The sequence below is a fragment of the Saccharopolyspora sp. 7B genome (assembly GCF_020177435.1).
Classification (GTDB): domain Bacteria; phylum Actinomycetota; class Actinomycetes; order Mycobacteriales; family Pseudonocardiaceae; genus Saccharopolyspora_C; species Saccharopolyspora_C gregorii.
Window position 1 is genome coordinate 1 of sequence record NZ_JAIUKC010000133.1, and the last position, 16,207, is coordinate 16,207.

Here is a 16,207-nt window from a genome sequence, read left to right on the forward strand (position 1 = left end):
CACGCCGCCCGCGGCGCCGCCGCCGCCGCCCCCCCCCCCCCCCCCGGGGGGGGGGGGGGGGGGTGCCGGGGTCGGTGCGGGGTGGGTTCAGCCGAGCCGTTCGATGACGGTGGCGATGCCCATGCCGCCGCCGACGCACAGGGTGGCCACGCCGTAACGCTGCTCGCGGCGTTCGAGTTCGTCGATGAGGGTGCCGAGGATCATGGCACCGGTCGCGCCGAGCGGGTGGCCCATGGCGATGGCGCCGCCGTTGACGTTGACCTTCTCGTGCGGCAGGTCGAATTCCTTCATGAACCGCAGCGGAACCGCGGCGAAGGCCTCGTTGATCTCGACCAGGTCGATCTGGTCGATGGTCAGGTCCGCCTTGGCGAGCGCCTTGCGCACGGCGGGTCCGGGGCCGGTGAGCATGATCGTCGGGTCGGCTCCGCTGAGCGCGGTGGAGACGACGCGGGCGCGCGGGCGCAGGCCGGTGCGGTCGCCGAGGCTCTCGCTACCGATGAGGGCGAGCGCGGCGCCGTCGACGATGCCGGACGAGTTGCCGGGGGTGTGCACGTGGTCGATGCGCTCCACCCAGTGGTACTTCTGCAGGGCGACCGCGTCGAATCCGCCCATGTCGCCGATGGCGGCGAACGACGGCTGGAGACCGCCCAGGGAGTCGGCGGTGGTGCCGGGCCGGATGTGCTCGTCGCGGTCCAGCACGGTGCGGCCGTTGCGGTCGACGACGGGCACCACGCTGCGGGCGAAGCGGCCGTCGGCCCAAGCCTTGGCGGCCCGGTTCTGGGATTCGGCGGCGTAGGCGTCGATGGTGGCGCGGTCGAAGCCTTCGAGGGTGGCGATCAGGTCGGCGCCGATGCCCTGGGGCACGAAGGACGTGTCGAAGTTCGTCTCGGGGTCCATCGCCCAGGCACCGCCGTCGGAGCCCATCGGCACTCGCGACATGGATTCGACGCCGCCCGCGAGGACGGCGTCCTCCCAGCCGGAACGGACCTTCTGGGCGGCGACGTTGACGGCTTCGAGCCCGGATGCGCAGAAGCGGTTGAGCTGGACGCCGCTGACGGTGTCGGGCAGGCGGGCGGCGAGCGCGGCGGTCTTGGCGATGTCGCCGCCCTGGTCGCCCATCGGGGAGACGACGCCGAGCACGAGGTCGTCGATCAGCTCGGGGTCGAGGCCCGGGTGGCGCCTGCGGAGTTCGTCGACGAGTCCGACGACGAGGCTGATCGGTTTGGTCCCGTGCAGCGAGCCGGTTTTCTTGCCGCGTCCGCGCGGGGTGCGGATCGCTTCGTAGACGAGCGCCTCGGACATGGGCGACGTGCCTCCTCGTTGCGGCCTGGTTCTCCATCCAGAGTGTGACACCAGCACTGTCACAGTCAATGGCGTGCGGGTGCGAGGAAGGGAACCTTTCTGCCACTGGTGACCGGAAGGTTCCCTTCCTCGTACCCGGTCGGCACGGGTGAGGGCGGCGCCGTGACCGGAAGCTTCCCCTGCTCAGGTCATCCAGGACAGCACCGGCGTCGACTGCAACGCCACCAGCACGCACATCAGCAGCAGGAATCCGAGGCTGAACGGCAGGACGCGGCGGAACAGGTCCCCTTCACGCCCGGCCATGCCGACGGCGCCCGCGGCGATCGCCAGGTTCTGCGGGGAGATCATCTTGCCGAGCACACCGCCGGATCCGTTGGCGGCGGCCGCGAGCATCGGTTCGATCCCGGCCTGTTCAGCCGCGGTCACCTGCAGCGCCCCGAACAACGAGTTCGACGAGGTGTCGGATCCGGTGACGGCGACGCCGAGCCAGCCGAGGATCGGCGAGAGGAACGCGAACAGCCCGCCGGTGGCGGCCATCCAGGTGCCGAGCGTCGCGGTCTGCCCCGAGGTGTTCATGACGTAGGCGATGGCGAGCACCGCCATCACGGTGACGATCGGCAACGCGAGCTGCCGGTAGGTGGCGCCGTAGCGGCCGAGCGCGTCGCGCGCCTGGATCCCGATCACCGGAATGGTGATGAGCCCGGCGATCAGCAGCAACGATCCGGCGCTGGACAGCCAGTTCAGCTTGAACTCGGTGAGCGACAGCGCGTCCCCGCCCGCGTCGCGGACGTCCAGCCCTGGCCAGCCGAACTTGAACGTGACGGTCTCGAGCAGATCGGCGACGGGCCCGAGCTGGGCGACGACGAACACCGCGATGATGATCAGGTATGGCGCGTAGGCGCGGAGCACTTCGCCGCGCCCGTCGACACCTCCGGTCGCGGGCGGTTCCGCTCCGCGCGGCGTCCACACCCGCAGCAGCAGCACGGTCGCCCCGGCCGCGAGCAGCGCCGCGATGATGTCGGTCAGCGGCACGGACACGTAGTTCGCGGCGGCGAACTGGGCGACGGCGAAGGTGATGCCGCAGGTGAGGGTGGCCGGGAGGGTTTCGCGCACGCCCCGCACCCCGTCGATGATGCCGACGAGCACCATCGGCACGATCACCGCGAGAACCGGGGTCTGCCTGCCCGTCATGGCGCCGAGCTCGTCCAGCGGCAGTTCGGTGACGCTGGCCAACGTGACCAGCGGCGAGGCGAGCGCTCCGTAGGCGACGGGCGCGGTGTTCGCGACGAGCGCCACGACGGCCGAGGTCATGGGGCTGATCCCGAGCGCCAGCAGCATCACCGTGGTGATCGCGACCGGGGTGCCGAAGCCGGCGAGCGCTTCGAGCAGCGCGCCGAAGCAGAACGCGATGATCACCGCTTGGATCCGCCGGTCCCCGCTGACCCGGGAGAAGCTCCGCTGCAGCACGTCGAAGTGCCCGGTGGTGACGGTCATCTGGTAGATCCAGATCGCGTTGATGACGATCCACAGGATCGGGAAGAAGCCGAACGCCGCGCCGAGCACGGCGGACAGCAGGGCCTGGTCGACCGGCATCGGGTACACGAACACCGCGACCGCGAGCGCGACGGCCAACGCGATGAGCGAGGCCTTCCACGCGGTCATGCGCGCGACACCCAGCAGGGCGAACAGGACCAGCAGCGGCAGGGCGGCCGCGAGGGCGCTCCAGCCGAGCGAACCGAACAGCGGGGCCAGGATCTGTTGGTACACGACCACTCCTTCGTGGCGGAGGCCGACGGGCCGAGACGGCGACGATAACCGCGCACCACTGCCGCTGGTAGCGCCGTCCGGCCCGGGTTCGGGGTGCGCTCAGCGCCTTGACGGGACGTCCGCTGCGGGCTCCGAGCAAGGGAACCTTCCGGTCACCGGTGCGATGAAGGGAACCTTCCTGCCACCCCCGCGCTCAACCCCGCAGCAACCCGTCCACCCCCACCCCGCGGATGGCCGCGTCGAGCACCTGCACGGTGTGCGCCATCGGCATGGCTTCCCCGCGCCGGTCGAGGGCGGCGCGGATCTGCATGGAGCACCCGGGGTTGGCGGTGACGAGCAGTTGCGCGCCGGTGTCGTGGACGTGGCCGGCCTTGCGGTCGCCGAGTTCGCGGGCGGCGTCGGGTTGGAGCAGGTTGTAGATCCCGGCGGAGCCGCAGCACAGTTCGCCGCGATCGATTTCGCGGAGTTCGATGCCGGGGATGTCGCGCAGCAGGTCGCGGGGTTGGCGGCGGATGCCTTGGCCGTGGCTGAGGTGGCAGGCGTCGTGGTACGCGACGGTGGCGGGCAGCGGGTGCCGGGTGGCGGCGGGTCCGAGTTCGGTGAGCAGTTCGGTGATGTCGCGGACCTGGGCGGCGAACCGTTCGGCCTTGGCGGCGTAGTGCGGGTCGTCGCGCAGCAGCCGCGGGTAGTCCTTGAGGGTGGAGCCGCAGCCGGCGGAGTTGATGACGACGTGGTCGACGCGGGTCTGCTCGAAGGTGTCGAGGAGGGCGCGGGCGAAGGCGGTGGCTTCGGCTTCGCGGCCGGAGTGTTCGCTGAGCGCGCCGCAGCACCCTTGCGCGGGTGGGATGACGACGTCGCACCCTTCGGCGGCGAGGACGCGGGCGGTGGCGGCGTTGACGTCGGGGAAGAAGGCGCTCTGCACGCAGCCGGTGATCATGCCGACGGTGGCGCGGCGCGGTCCGCGGGCGGGCACGCGGCGGCCGAGCCGGGGCGCCCGGGTGATGGGCGGTGCGAGGGATTCCATGGTGCGCAGGTGAGGCGGCAGCGCGTCGGTGATCCCGGTGCGGCGCAGCAGTGCTCCGATGCGGAGCCGTTGGTAGAGGGCGAGGGGTCCGCGGAGCGCGCGGAGCCTGCGCGGGTGCGGGAAGAGGGTGAAGATCGCGGTGCGCAGCAGCTTCTCCCAGCGCCCGCGGGTGTGGTTGCGTTCGATCTGGGCGCGGGTCTCGTTGATGAGGGTGCCGTACTGCACTCCGGAGGGGCAGGCGCTGACGCAGGCCATGCAGCCGAGGCAGGCGTCCATGTGGCCGACCATGGTGTCGGTCATGGGTTCGCCTTCGAGGCCTTCCTTCATGAGGTAGATGCGGCCGCGCGGCGAGTCCATCTCTTCGCCCCACAGGTCGTAGGTGGGGCAGCTGGGCAGGCAGAACCCGCAGTGGACGCAGTCGTCGACGAGTTCGCGTTGCGGCGGGTGCAGCGCGTCGAACGCTCCGCCGCGGAGCACGTCGTCGGGTTCGGTGTCGGTCATCGGATTCCTCCCGCGTGGCGGCCGGGGGCGAGTCGGTGTCCGGGGTCGAAGCGGTCCTTGAGCTGCCGGTCGAGCGCGGTCAGCGCGGCGGGTCGCGGCCCCCACGGGTCGAGGGCGGCGCGGACGGCGGGGGTGCCGCGTTCGAGCGCGGTGTAGCCGGGCAGTGCGCGCAGCGCGGTGACGAGCTCGGCGGCGGCGGCGGGGTCGGCGGCGCCGGGGAGTCCGGCGTGCAGGACGCCGAGTCCGGCGGCGCCGCGCAGCGCGAGCGGCAGTGCGGTGCGGGTGGCGGCTCGGTCGGCGGCGCGGAGCAGGTCGGCCAGCGCGGCCGGTTCGGTGCCGATGCGCAGGCCGGTGCCGTCGGCGGGGAAGGGGTGCGCGCCCCACCAGCCGGGCGGGTGCTCGTGGACTTCGCCGCCGACGGTGCGGGCGAGCGCGTCGGCGCGGGCGTGGGTGGCGTCGGGGCGGCCTTCGAGCTGCGCGGTGATGGTGATGGGTCCGCCGGGTTCGGGCCGGTCGAGTTCGATGGCGGTGGGCATGGCCTGGCTGTGCCGGTGGGCGTCGACGATGCCTGCGGCGTCGCCGGGGTCGTGGGTGGTGCTGCTGATCCAGCGGTGTTCGGCGGCGAGGGGGTGCAGCCGGAACACGGCTTCGGTGATGACGCCGAGGGTGCCGAGGGATCCGGTGTAGAGCTTGCCGAGGTCGTATCCGGCGACGTTCTTGACGACGTTGCCGCCGGAGGTGGTGGTGGTCCCGTCGGCGAGGACGACGGTGATGCCGATGAGCAGGTCGCGGATTCCGCCGAAGTAGTGCCGGGCGGGTCCGGAGGTGCCGGTGGCGACGACGCCGCCGACGGTGGCGGTGGGCTGCGGCGGATCGATGGGCAGCCGTTGACCTGCTGCGGCGGCGGTGTCGTGCAGCGCGCGCAGCGGGGTTCCGGCGCGGGCGCTGATGACGAGGTCGCCCGCGGCGTGTTCGAGGATGCCTGCGCAGGGCGCGAGGTCGAGCAGCAGGTCGGCGGAGGTGGGCGCCGGTCCCCAGTCGAGTCTGCTGCCGGAGCCGCGGGGCACGACGGTGAGGTCGTGGTCGGCGGCGGCGCGCAGCGCGTGGGCGACGTCGGCGGTGTCGGCGGCGGTGACGACCCAGCGGGGCCGGATGCCGGCGATCTCGTCGTGTTCGGTGGCGTCGCGGAGGCGGTCGCCGAGCCGATCGTGGAGGGCGGCGCGGGTGGTGGTCATCAGAACTGGTCCGCCAATCCTGCTTCGGTCAGCGGGTGCACGCCGCGGCGGGGGCCGGGGACTTCGCCGCACAGCCGCGGCGTGGGGAACACCTTGCCGGGGTTGCAGATCCCGGCGGGGTCGAACGCGCACCGCAGGAGTTGCATGGTGTCGAGGTCGTCGTCGGTGAACATGCGGCCCATGTACTTGACCTTGTCGGCGCCGACGCCGTGCTCCCCGGTGATGGAGCCGCCGTGTTCGATGCAGAGGTCGAGGATGGCGCCGGAGACGGCTTCGGCGCGTTCGGCGGCGCCGTCCTCGGCGTCGTCGAACAGCACGAGCGGGTGCAGGTTCCCGTCTCCGGCGTGGAAGACGTTGGCGACGCGAACGCCGGAGTCGGCGGAGAGGCGGGCGATGCGGCCGAGCACTTCGGGCAGCGCGGTCCGCGGGATCACCCCGTCCTGGACGATGTAGTCGGGGCTGATGCGGCCGACGGCGGCGAACGCGGATTTGCGGCCTTTCCAGATGGTGGCGCGTTCCTGGTCGTCGGCGGCGACGCGGATCTCGAAGGCCCCGTGCCGGTCGCAGTGCCGCTTCACCTCGGCGAAAGTGTGCTCGACTTCGGCGGTGGGCCCGTCGAGTTCGACGACGAGGACGGCGCCCGCTCCGTCGGGGTATCCGCAGTGGACGGCTTGTTCGGCGGCTTCGATGGCGAGCGCGTCCATCATCTCGATGGCGGCGGGGGTGACTCCGGCGCTGATGATGGCGGAGACGGCGGCGCCCGCGTCGTCGGTGGTGCGGAAGCCGGCGAGCAGGGTCTGCACGGCTTCGGGTGCGCGCAGCAGCCGCACGGTGATCCGGGTGACGACGCCGAGGGTCCCTTCGCTGCCGATGAACGCGCCGAGCAGGTCGTAGCCGGGTGCTTCGCGGGCGGTGCCGCCGAGTTCGACGAGTTCTCCGTTCGGCAGCACGACCTGCAGCCCGAGCACGTGGTGGGTGGTGAACCCGTACTTGAGGCAGTGTGCGCCGCCGGAGTTCTCGGCGACGTTGCCGCCGACGGAGCAGACCTGCTGGCTGGAGGGGTCGGGCGCGAAGTAGTAGCCGTGCGGGGCGGCGGCGCGGGTGACGTCGAGGTTGATGACGCCGGGTTCGACGACGGCGCGTTCGTTGGCGATGTCGACGTCGAGGATGCGGCGCATCTTGGCGGTGACGATGAGGACGCCGTCGGAGTGCGGGAGCGCCCCGCCGGACAGGCCGGTGCCGGAGCCGCGCGCGACGAACGGCACGTCCTGCTCGGCGCAGGCGGTGACGACGTGCTGGACCTGTTCGGTGGTTTCCGGGAGGACGACGACGGCGGGCACGACGCGGTGGCTGGCGAGCCCGTCGCATTCGTAGGTGCGCAGCCGTTGCGGATCGGTGATCACCGCGCGTTCGGGCAGCGCGGTGCGCAGGTGCCGCACGAGCCGGTCGAGGTCGGGGGCGGTCGCGGCGCTGGTGGTGGACATGGGCACGCCTCCTCACCACTGAGGATTTCGCTATGCGGAAGCAACATTCCGTCCGTCGGGAACTCTAAGCGGATCGCCGCATAGATACAAGAGGCCGACGAGGCATCGCCGCACCCCCATTGTGCTCCTCGTCACCACCTCCGAGGTTCGGCGCGGAGCGGAAACCGCGGAACGTCCGCGGCCCGCCACCGGCACTGGCTACGCTCTCTGAAAACGTTCGGAAGTCGGGGAGACTTTTCATGTCCAGCGCCCAGCAGCGCGTCCGGGAGATGCTGTCCCGTTTCGAGGAGCAGGCGGCGGCCGCGGCACAGCTCAAGGACAAGATGAGCGAGATCCGCGGCGAGGCGCGCAGCCAGGACGGTGCGGTCACCGTGACCGTCGCCCCGTCCGGCGCGGTGCTCGACCTGCGGCTGAGCCCGGAGGCGATGCGCCGCTCGCACACCGAGCTGCAGCAGACGATCGTGCAGACCATCCGGCAGGCCACCCAGCGGGCCGCGGAGACGATGAACGCCACCGTGGAACCGGTGCTGGGCGATCGGGCCGAGCAGTTCCGCGAGGCCTACCAGGCGCACGGGGCGCAGCCGCCCGCGGACGTCGACGCGGCGGCGGAACCCGCGCCGAGACCGGCACCGCCCGCGGCCGACCGGCCCGCCCAGCCGCCGCGGTCCCGCCCGAACCGGCCCCTCCGCGACGACGACCCCGGTGACGAGGACTTCTCCCGCGACTCCTTCCTCCGCTGAACCGACGAACGCAGAACCCGCGAACGCAGAACCGGTCGACGCAGAACCGGTCGACGCAGGACGGGCGAACGCGATCGGCGCTGCATCGACGGACCGACACCGGCGACCACGAGCCCGGATCGACCGTTCCCGGCGGCCGCCCGGACGCGACCGGTCACCGGCGCGCCGCGCTCATCCCCGCGCGATCAGCAGCGGCACGTGCTGTTCGGCCGCGGTGAGCGAGCCGTGGTGGCCGCGCAACGCGGATTCGCCGGGTTCGGCCGCGGACCGCACGACCGCGCCGTCGCGCAGCACGGCGATGACCTCGCCGATGCGCGAGCGCACCTCGTCGGTGACGACGGGGCCGAACCACCCGTCGTCGACGGCCTGCTCGCGGGTCACGACGGCGCCGCGCTCCCCCAGCACGTCCCGCCAGGCGTGCAGCACGTCGTCGCGCGCCCCCGGCAGCGGGTAGAGGTGGCGGGCGCGGGGTTCGCCGCCGATGAGCCGCAGCCCGGCGCGCAGCGCGGGTTCGGAGTCGGCGTCGACGGCGTCGGCCGGGTCGACGGCGACCATGCCGTGGTCGGCGACGACGAGCAGCACCGATTCCGCGGGCAGCCGTTGCAGCAGCGAGTCGACGAGCCGGTCGACCTGGGCGAGCTGGATCCGCCACGGCAACGAACCGGGCCCGTGCACGTGGCCGACGAGGTCGAGGTGGCCGTGGTAGCCGTAGCACAGCGCGGGCCCGGGCTCGGCGAGCGCGGCGAGCAGTTCCGCACCGAGGTCGCCGAGCGCGTGCACGCCGCGGAACTCGCCGCCGCGCAGCGCGGCCCTGGTCAGCCCGGTCCCGCCGAACTCGGCGGGCGCGACGGAGCGGACGGCCACCCCGGCTTCGGCGGCGCGTTCCAGCGCGGTCGGGGTGGGCTGGGCGGTTTCCGGCGGCCACTCGTCGAGCAGCCCGCGCCGCCGCCCGTCGGCGCCGCGGCTCACCCACGCCAGCGGGTGCAGCAGACCGCCGGAGGGTTCGGCGAAGGTGTAGCCGACGATCCCGTGCTCACCGGCGCGCCGCCCGGTGCCGAGCGAGGTGATGCTGGTGGCGGTGGTCGTGGGGAATCCGGCGACGAGCGGTTCACCGGTGGCCAGCGAGTTCAGCGCCGGCGCGTCGGCGGCGTGCTCGCGCAGCAGCGACCAGCCGAGCCCGTCGACGAGCAGCACGGCCGCCGAACGGCACCGCGGGATCCCGAGCACGTCGGTGAACCCGGCGGTGCCGAGGGCGGCCAGCGTGGAGGGCAGCACGTCGGACAGCGCCCGGTCCGCCGCGGGGGTGACCATCCAGTCCATGCCGCACCTCTTCCGACTCAGATCCCCAGCGAGCGCCCCACGATCTCCTTCATGATCTCGGTCGTGCCGCCGTAGATGGTCTGCACGCGCGAGTCGAGGAACGCCTTCGCGACGGGGTATTCCAGCATGTAGCCGTAGCCGCCGTGCAGCTGCAGGCAGCGGTCCACGACGCGCTTGTTCATCTCGGTGAGCCACCACTTGGCCATGGCGGCGTGTTCCACGCTCAGTTCACCGCGGACGTGGTCGGCGACGCAACGGTCGGCGAACACGCGGCCGATCTGCACCTCGGTGGCCATCTCGGCCAGTTCGAAACGGGTATTCTGGAACTTGCCGATGGGGCGGCCGAAGGCGGTGCGGTCCCGGCAGTACTGCTTGGTGATCTCCAGGATCTTCTCGGCGCTGGCGGCGGCGGCGACGGCGATGGACAGCCGTTCCTGCGGCAGGTTCTGCATCAGGTAGATGAAGCCCTGGCCCTCTTCGCCGAGCAGGTTCGCCGCGGGCACCCGCACGTCGTTGAAGTACAGCTCGGCGGTGTCCTGGGACTTCTGCCCGATCTTCTCCAGGTTGCGGCCGCGTTCGAAACCGTCCATGCCGCGCTCGACGACGAGCAGGCTGATGCCCTGCGCGCCCGCGTCCGGGTCGGTGCGGGCGGCGACGATCACCAGATCGGCGTTGATGCCGTTGGAGATGAACGTCTTCTGCCCGTTGAGCACGTAGTGGTCGCCGTCGCGGACCGCGGTGGTGCGCATGCCCTGCAGGTCGCTGCCCGCGCCGGGTTCGGTCATGGCGATGGCGCTGATGATCTCGCCAGTGCAGAAGCCGGGCAGCCAGCGCCGCTTCTGCTCCTCGGTGGCCAGCCGGGTCAGGTAGGGGATGTTGATGTCGCTGTGCACGGGCACGCCGAAGCCGTTGATACCGGCGTTGACGAGCTCTTCGTCGAACACCACGTTGAACCGGAAGTCGTCGACTCCCCCGCCGCCGTAGGTCTCGTCGACGGCGATGCCGAGCAGGCCCTGCTCGCCGGCGGCCAGCCACGCGTCGCGGCTGACGACGCCCGCTGCCTCCCACTCCTCCTGGTGCGGGAGGAGTTCTTTGGCGATGAACGCCTTGGCGGTCTCGCGGAAGGCCTCGTGCTCGGCTTCGAACAGTTCCCTGCGCATGCGGGTCACGCTTCCTCTCGGGCCTGGTGGATCGCGCCGGACGCCAGCAGGTCCGCCGCGGTGGGCACCTGCCAGTCGGCCAGCACCGCGGTGTCCGGGGCGGGGACCGGGCGCGGCGGTGAACTCGGGGTGCGGGAGAACCGCGGTGCGGGCGCGGGCTGCAGCACGCCACCGGGGCTGGGCAGGGTGCCGCGGGCCTGCAGGTGCGGGTGCTGCCGGGCTTCGCTCATGGACAGCACGGGGGCGACGCAGGCGTCGGAACCGTCGAAGACCTCGGTCCACTCGGCGCGAGTGCGGCTCGCGAAGGTCGCGGCGAACCGCTCGCGCAGCGCGGGCCAGTTCGCCGGGTCGTCGCGGTCCGGGAGGTCGTCGAGGCCGAGGCGGTCGACCAGCTCGGCGTAGAACTTGGGTTCCAGCGCGCCGACCGCCACGTGCTCGCCGTCGGAGGTCTCGTACACGTCGTAGTAGGGCGCGCCGGTGTCGAGCAGGTTCGTGCCGCGCCGCTCCTGCCACGCGCCGGCGGCGGCGAACCCGAACAGCATCGAACCCAGGTGCGCGGCACCGTCCACGATGGACGCGTCGACGACCTGGCCCTGCCCGGTGCTGCGCGCGTTCAGCACCGCGGACAGCACGCCCACCGCCAGGTACAGGGCGCCGCCGCCGAAATCGCCCAGCAGGTTCGCCGGGACCTGCGGCGGGCCACCGCTGCGGCCGATGGCGTGCAGCATGCCGCTCAACGCGATGTAGCCGATGTCGTGGCCCGCGGTCTGCGCCAGCGGACCGTCCTGGCCCCAGCCGGTCATCCGGCCGAACACCAGCTTCGGGTTCCGCTCCCAGCACTGCTCGGGACCGACGCCGAGGCGTTCGGCGACCCCCGGCCGGAAGCCCTCGATGAGCACGTCGGCGCGTTCGGCCAGCGCCAGCACCGTCTCCGGGCCCTGCTCGTGCTTGAGGTCCACCGAGATCGCGCGCTTGCCCCGGTCCAGCAGGTCGTGCTCGCCGGGAGCCCCGCCGGGGCGGCCGACGCGGACCACGTCCGCGCCCAGGTCCGCCAGCAGCATCCCGCAGAACGGAGCGGGTCCGAGGCCCGCCAGCTCCACCACCCGCAGGCCCGCGAGGGGGCCGTCACCTCTTGCCGTCACGCCTGCACCTCTCCGCCAGCGGCCGCACGCCGCGCACGACACCGTGTCGCGACGCAATCAGTGTTACATCGTTGGTGTCACAGCGGTCAAGGAGTAAGCTCCCCGACCATGCTCCGAACCGCGGACGAAGAGCTGACCATCGACGAGTTGGCCGCGCGCGCCGGCGTCACCGTGCGGACCGTTCGCTTCTACGCGTCCCGCGGTCTGCTGCCCCCGCCCCGGCTCCGCGGGCGGCTGGGCCTCTACGGCGGCGACCACCTGGCGCGGCTCGACCTCATCCGGGAACTGCAAGCGCTCGGGTTCACCCTCTCCGCCATCGAACGGCACCTGGAGCGGATCCCCGACGACGCCACGGCCGAAGACCTCGCGCTGCACCGCGCACTGCTCGCGCCGTGGACCAGCGACCAGAGCGAAGACCTCACCCGGCACGAGCTCAGCCAGCGCGCCGGGCGGCAGCTCGACGACGAGCTCGTCGGCAAGCTCGTCTCGCTCGGCATCCTCCAAGCCCTCGACGACGACCTCAGCCGGGTGCGGCTGTCCAACTCCGCCATGCTCGGCGTCGGGCTGCAGATCCTCGACCTCGACCTGCCGCAGGGCATGCTCCTCGAAGCCAAGGACATCGTCGAGCAGCACACCTCGCAGATCGCCGTCGAGCTGCGCGAACTGTTCGCCGCGAACGTGCTGCGGCCCTACCTCGAACGCGGACGGCCCGAAGAAGAGCGGGAACGGGTGCACGTCGCCACCCAGCAGCTGCGGCCGCTGACCATCCACGTGCTCGTCAACGGGTTCCAGAACGCGATCAACGACGTCATCCGCGACCACGTCTGATCGGCGGAAGGGAACCTTCCTGCCACCGACGCGAGCAAGGGAACCTTCCGATCACCGGTGCGATGAAGGGAACCTTCCGATCACCGGTGCGGTGAAGGGAACCTTCCTGCCACCCGGCCCGCCGCCGGTGCGCCGAGCGCTCGGCGGTCACCGGTAGCGATCCGGACAGCGGCCCGTTCGAGCGAGCCGGCTCCTCGGACGGCCGAACCCGGGGGCGCGCCAGGCACGAGCCCCGAACACGCGGTGCAGCCGGGCCCCCGCACCCCGCTCCCGACGGCACCCGTCCGCCTACTGGCCAAACGGGCCTCCGGTGCGGTTTCATCGGCGAGGTCACCACGAACCTCGCGTCACGCACGTGGCCGCCTCGTGAGTGGAGGAGCCACATGAGCACATCACCGGCACCGACGCTGACCGCGACCATCCCGCACCTGTTCGAGCGCAACGCGACCGAGCACCGGGACCACCCGGCGCTGACCGCGGACGGCCGGACCTGGAGCTGGGGCGAGGCGGCGGAGGCGGTGCAGGACCTCGCCGCGGGCTTCGCCGACCTCGGGTTGCAGCGCGGCCAGACGGTGGTGCTGATGATGTCGAACGGCGCGGAGCAGTGGCTGGCCGACGTCGCCGCCACGCACCTCGGGGCGGTGCCGATCGCCGTGCACCCCGCGTCGAGCTCCGGCGAGATCCGCGACGTCACGCGGCACAGCCGGGCGCACATCGCCGTGCTCGGCAACGTCCACCACGTGCGCCGCTGGTCGGCGGCGCTGCGCGAACCGGACGCGCTCGGCCACGTCATCGTCGTCGACGAGGCCGCGGTCCCCGCGGAGGACACCCGCTTCCGCACCTGGGCGACGCTGCGCGAACGCGGCGGCGGGCTGCTGCGGCAGGACCCGGAGCTGGTTCGGCGGCGCACCGCGGACGTGGTGCCGGACGATCCGGTGACCGTGCTCTACTCCCCCGACGCGATCGGGATGCAGCGGGCCGTGGTGCTGACCCACCGCAACGTGCTCGCCGCAGCCTCCGCCCGGCAGCTGGTCACGGGCGCGCCGCCGCACGCCGGGACCTTGTGCTACCTGCCGATGGCGCACATGTCGGAGCGCGCGGGCAACGTCTACAGCGCCATCCACGACGTCGCGCACGTGCACTTCTGCAACGGCATCGCCGAGGCCGTGCGGGTGCTGCCGCAGGTTCGTCCGCACACGTTCTTCGGGGTGCCGCGGATGTGGGAACGGCTCGCCGCCCTCGCCCGCGCCCAGCCCACCGCGCACACCGCGGCCGAGAAGCACGAGGTGCTCAGCGGGCTCGGCCTCGACGGCACCGTGTGGGGCGCGAGCGGGGGGGCGCCGCTGCGCCGCGACCTGCTGGAGCTGTTCTCCGGGCTCGGCTTCGACATCTTCGAGACGTGGGGGTCGACCGAGTCCAGCGGCTGGGCCACCACCAACCGGCCGGGCGCGGTGCGCTTCGGCACCGTCGGCACCCCGCTGCCCGGCGTCGAGGTCCGCATCGAAAAGGACGGTGAAGTGCTGGTGCGCGGCCCCGTGGTCTGCGCGGGGCACCTGCAGGAGGACGGCCTGGTCCGGGCGGCGGCGGGCGCCGACGGCTGGTTGCGCACCGGGGACGTCGGGCACGTCGACGACGGCTACCTCACCATCACCGACCGCAAGAGCGAGTTGATCATCAACTCGCACGGGGAGACCGTCGCCCCCAGCGTCGTGGAGAACGCGCTGCGCGCGCATCCGCTGATCGGGCACGCGCTCGCCTTCGGCGACGGCAGGCCGCACGTCGTCGCGCTGGTCGTGCTCGACGAGGACACCGCGCCTGCGTGGGCCTCCGCGCACGGCATCGGCACCACCGATCTCGCCGAGCTCGCCCGCGACGCGCAGGTGCTGGCCGAAGTGGACCGCGCGGTGGACGCGGCCAACGCCGCGCTGGGCAGCTCCGGCCAGGTGCGCGCGCACCGCGTGCTGGACCGGCCGTGGGGTGCGGCGGGTGGCGAGCTCAGTCCCGCGTTGAAGTTGCGGCGGCGCGTCATCCACACCAAGTACGCCGAGGTGCTGGACGAGCTGTACGGCTGACGGGCCGGCCGCGAGCAGGGGAACCTTCCGGTCACGAGTGCGATGAAGGGAACCTTCCTGTCACCGGAGTTCGAACGAACGGACGCCTCCGCACCTAGCCTCATCCTCTCCACTTTGGAGTGATCCACTCCAGCCGCGGCGCTCGATCCAGATGAGCCGAGGGTGACCACCTCCCCGTCCGTGAACCCCACGATCTGGTGATCTTCGGTCGCAGGTGCGGAAATCGCGGGGCCGCTGCCGATAGATCTGTGCGGAGTCTTCCCCACTACCTCTTGGAGGCGCACCGACATGGCTGCCACCCGCTTCATCCGCGGTCTTCTGCTCGCGGCGACGGCCGTCCTCGTGCTCACCCCGGCGACGGCGGGCGCGGCTGCGACGCAGAGCGACCTGACCTTGACGATCGCGGCGAAGGACCGGGCGGAGTTGCCGCGCACGGTGTCGCTGCGCTGCGAGCCGGTGGGCGGTTCGCACCCGAACGCGGCGGCGGCCTGCGACAGCCTGACCACGGCGGGCGGCGACTTCGAGCAGCTCGGCCAGGCGCACACCGGCCAGTGCACGATGGAGCTGAAGCCGGTGGTCGGCACGGCGCACGGCACCTGGCAGGGCCGCCCGGTCCACTTCGAGAAGGAGTTCGGCAACCAGTGCGTGGCGGCGTCCGCCGCGGGGGCCGTGTTCGACTTCTGAGTTCTCCCGTCCGCAGGGCACCGGATCCGGCCGAGCGCCGCGCCGGTGCCCCGCGGCATCGCCCCCTCGACGGATCCGCGCTGCTCCGGTCGCACTACGGTGGCGGTATGGCTGCCGAGAACGAAGAGCCCGCGTGTAGGCGCTGGCCGCACCGGATCTACGGGGTGGGCGAGGAACCGGATCCCCGGTTCACGCTGGCGAACGAGCGCACGTTCTTGGCGTGGATCCGCACCGCCTTGGCGTTGATGGCGGCGGGTGTCGGCGTGGAGGCGTTGAACGCGGCGATGTCGCCCGGCCCGGATCCGCTGCGGACCTCGCTGGCGGTACTGCTGCTGCTCGCGGGCGTGGTGTGCAGCGTGGCGGCGTTCGGCCGGTGGATGACGATGGAGCGGGCGCTGCGCACGAAGGCCCCGCTGCCGCCACCGAAGCTGGCGCCGGTCCTCGGGTTCGGGCTCGGCGTGGTCGGCGTGGCGGCGACGGTGCTGCTGCTGGTCAACGGGTTCTGAGCGTGCTGGGGCAGGGCCCGTGGGATCCGGGCTTGCAGGTCGAGCGCACGACCTTGGCCTGGCTGCGGACCGGGTTGACGTTCGTGGTGGGCCTGATGGTGCTGCTGCGGTTGCTGGCGCACCGCAGCGCGGTCGCGGCCGCGGTGTGCGCCGCGGTGGCGCTGCCGCTGGCGGCGGTGATCGCGGTCGCGTCGTGGCGCAGGCACCGGCAGGCGGAGCGGAACCTGCGCGCGGAGGAACCGCTGCCGGACGGCGTGCTGCAGGCGGCGTTCACCGCGCTCGCGCTGCTGGCCGGCGCGATCGGCGCGGTGTACGTGCTGCTGATGTGACGGCGCCCGCCCCCCGCCCCCCGGGGGGGGGGGCCCCCGGCGGGGGGGGGGCCCCCCGCGGGGGCGGGGGGGGGGCCCCCGGGGGGGGGGTGTAAAGGGGCCCCCCCGCCGGG

Annotated in this window: 14 protein-coding genes; 6 read left to right on the top strand and 8 right to left on the bottom strand. The window is 72.6% G+C overall.

The genetic code is table 11. The features are described from left to right. Window positions 1–87: 87 nt before the first annotated feature. The 5 genes from LCD33_RS20550 to LCD33_RS20570 all read right to left on the bottom strand — a co-directional run bounded on the left by LCD33_RS20550 (window position 88) and on the right by LCD33_RS20570 (window position 7,313). A complete protein-coding gene (locus LCD33_RS20550; RefSeq protein ID WP_224967367.1) occupies window positions 88–1,302 on the bottom strand; it encodes an acetyl-CoA C-acetyltransferase in 1,215 nt (404 codons plus the stop codon). 183 nt (window positions 1,303–1,485) lie between these two features. Then, window positions 1,486–3,069, bottom strand: coding sequence for an L-lactate permease (locus LCD33_RS20555; protein WP_224967366.1), 1,584 nt, complete (start codon window positions 3,067–3,069; stop codon window positions 1,486–1,488). A gap of 193 nt (window positions 3,070–3,262) precedes the next feature. Beyond that, window positions 3,263–4,594: a (Fe-S)-binding protein gene (locus LCD33_RS20560; protein WP_224978161.1), complete on the bottom strand. Its 1,332-nt coding sequence runs from the start codon at window positions 4,592–4,594 to the stop codon at window positions 3,263–3,265. Further along, window positions 4,591–5,829 (bottom strand): FAD-binding oxidoreductase, encoded by a 1,239-nt coding sequence (locus tag LCD33_RS20565; protein WP_224978162.1) that lies wholly within the window; start codon window positions 5,827–5,829, stop codon window positions 4,591–4,593. Before LCD33_RS20565 ends, LCD33_RS20560 begins: the two co-directional genes overlap by 4 nt. Further along, window positions 5,829–7,313, bottom strand: coding sequence for an FAD-linked oxidase C-terminal domain-containing protein (locus tag LCD33_RS20570; protein WP_224958304.1), 1,485 nt, complete (start codon window positions 7,311–7,313; stop codon window positions 5,829–5,831). The genes LCD33_RS20565 and LCD33_RS20570 overlap by 1 nt, the downstream gene beginning before the upstream one ends. A 239-nt stretch (window positions 7,314–7,552) precedes the next feature. Here LCD33_RS20570 and LCD33_RS20575 point away from each other — a divergent pair, with 239 nt between their 5' ends. Beyond that, on the top strand, window positions 7,553–8,053 hold the full coding sequence (locus LCD33_RS20575; RefSeq protein ID WP_224967363.1) for a YbaB/EbfC family nucleoid-associated protein: 501 nt from the start codon (window positions 7,553–7,555) through the stop codon (window positions 8,051–8,053). A gap of 171 nt (window positions 8,054–8,224) precedes the next feature. Here LCD33_RS20575 and LCD33_RS20580 read toward each other — a convergent pair whose 3' ends face one another. From LCD33_RS20580 to LCD33_RS20590, 3 genes are read right to left on the bottom strand one after another with little or no spacing between them, the layout of a single operon-like run. Then, window positions 8,225–9,373, bottom strand: coding sequence for an alkaline phosphatase family protein (locus LCD33_RS20580; protein WP_224967362.1), 1,149 nt, complete (start codon window positions 9,371–9,373; stop codon window positions 8,225–8,227). Window positions 9,374–9,390: 17 nt separating this feature from the next. After that, the gene (locus tag LCD33_RS20585) at window positions 9,391–10,533 is read right to left on the bottom strand and encodes an acyl-CoA dehydrogenase family protein (protein WP_224958300.1); all 1,143 of its coding nucleotides are present in this window, start codon (window positions 10,531–10,533) and stop codon (window positions 9,391–9,393) included. A 5-nt stretch (window positions 10,534–10,538) separates the two neighbouring features. Next, window positions 10,539–11,675, bottom strand: coding sequence for a CaiB/BaiF CoA-transferase family protein (locus LCD33_RS20590; RefSeq protein ID WP_224967361.1), 1,137 nt, complete (start codon window positions 11,673–11,675; stop codon window positions 10,539–10,541). A gap of 108 nt (window positions 11,676–11,783) precedes the next feature. Between LCD33_RS20590 and LCD33_RS20595 the strand changes: the two genes are divergently transcribed. The 5 genes from LCD33_RS20595 to LCD33_RS20615 all read left to right on the top strand — a co-directional run bounded on the left by LCD33_RS20595 (window position 11,784) and on the right by LCD33_RS20615 (window position 16,094). Then, a complete protein-coding gene (locus LCD33_RS20595) occupies window positions 11,784–12,503 on the top strand; it encodes a MerR family transcriptional regulator (protein WP_224967360.1) in 720 nt (239 codons plus the stop codon). 383 nt (window positions 12,504–12,886) lie between these two features. Beyond that, window positions 12,887–14,575, top strand: coding sequence for a long-chain fatty acid--CoA ligase (locus LCD33_RS20600; RefSeq protein ID WP_224958297.1), 1,689 nt, complete (start codon window positions 12,887–12,889; stop codon window positions 14,573–14,575). Between the two features lie 288 nt (window positions 14,576–14,863). Beyond that, window positions 14,864–15,259: an SSI family serine proteinase inhibitor gene (locus tag LCD33_RS20605; protein WP_224958296.1), complete on the top strand. Its 396-nt coding sequence runs from the start codon at window positions 14,864–14,866 to the stop codon at window positions 15,257–15,259. 107 nt (window positions 15,260–15,366) lie between these two features. After that, window positions 15,367–15,765: a YidH family protein gene (locus LCD33_RS20610; RefSeq protein WP_224958295.1), complete on the top strand. Its 399-nt coding sequence runs from the start codon at window positions 15,367–15,369 to the stop codon at window positions 15,763–15,765. Window positions 15,766–15,767: 2 nt separating this feature from the next. Next, window positions 15,768–16,094 (top strand): DUF202 domain-containing protein, encoded by a 327-nt coding sequence (locus LCD33_RS20615; protein ID WP_224958293.1) that lies wholly within the window; start codon window positions 15,768–15,770, stop codon window positions 16,092–16,094. Window positions 16,095–16,207 lie beyond the last annotated feature (113 nt).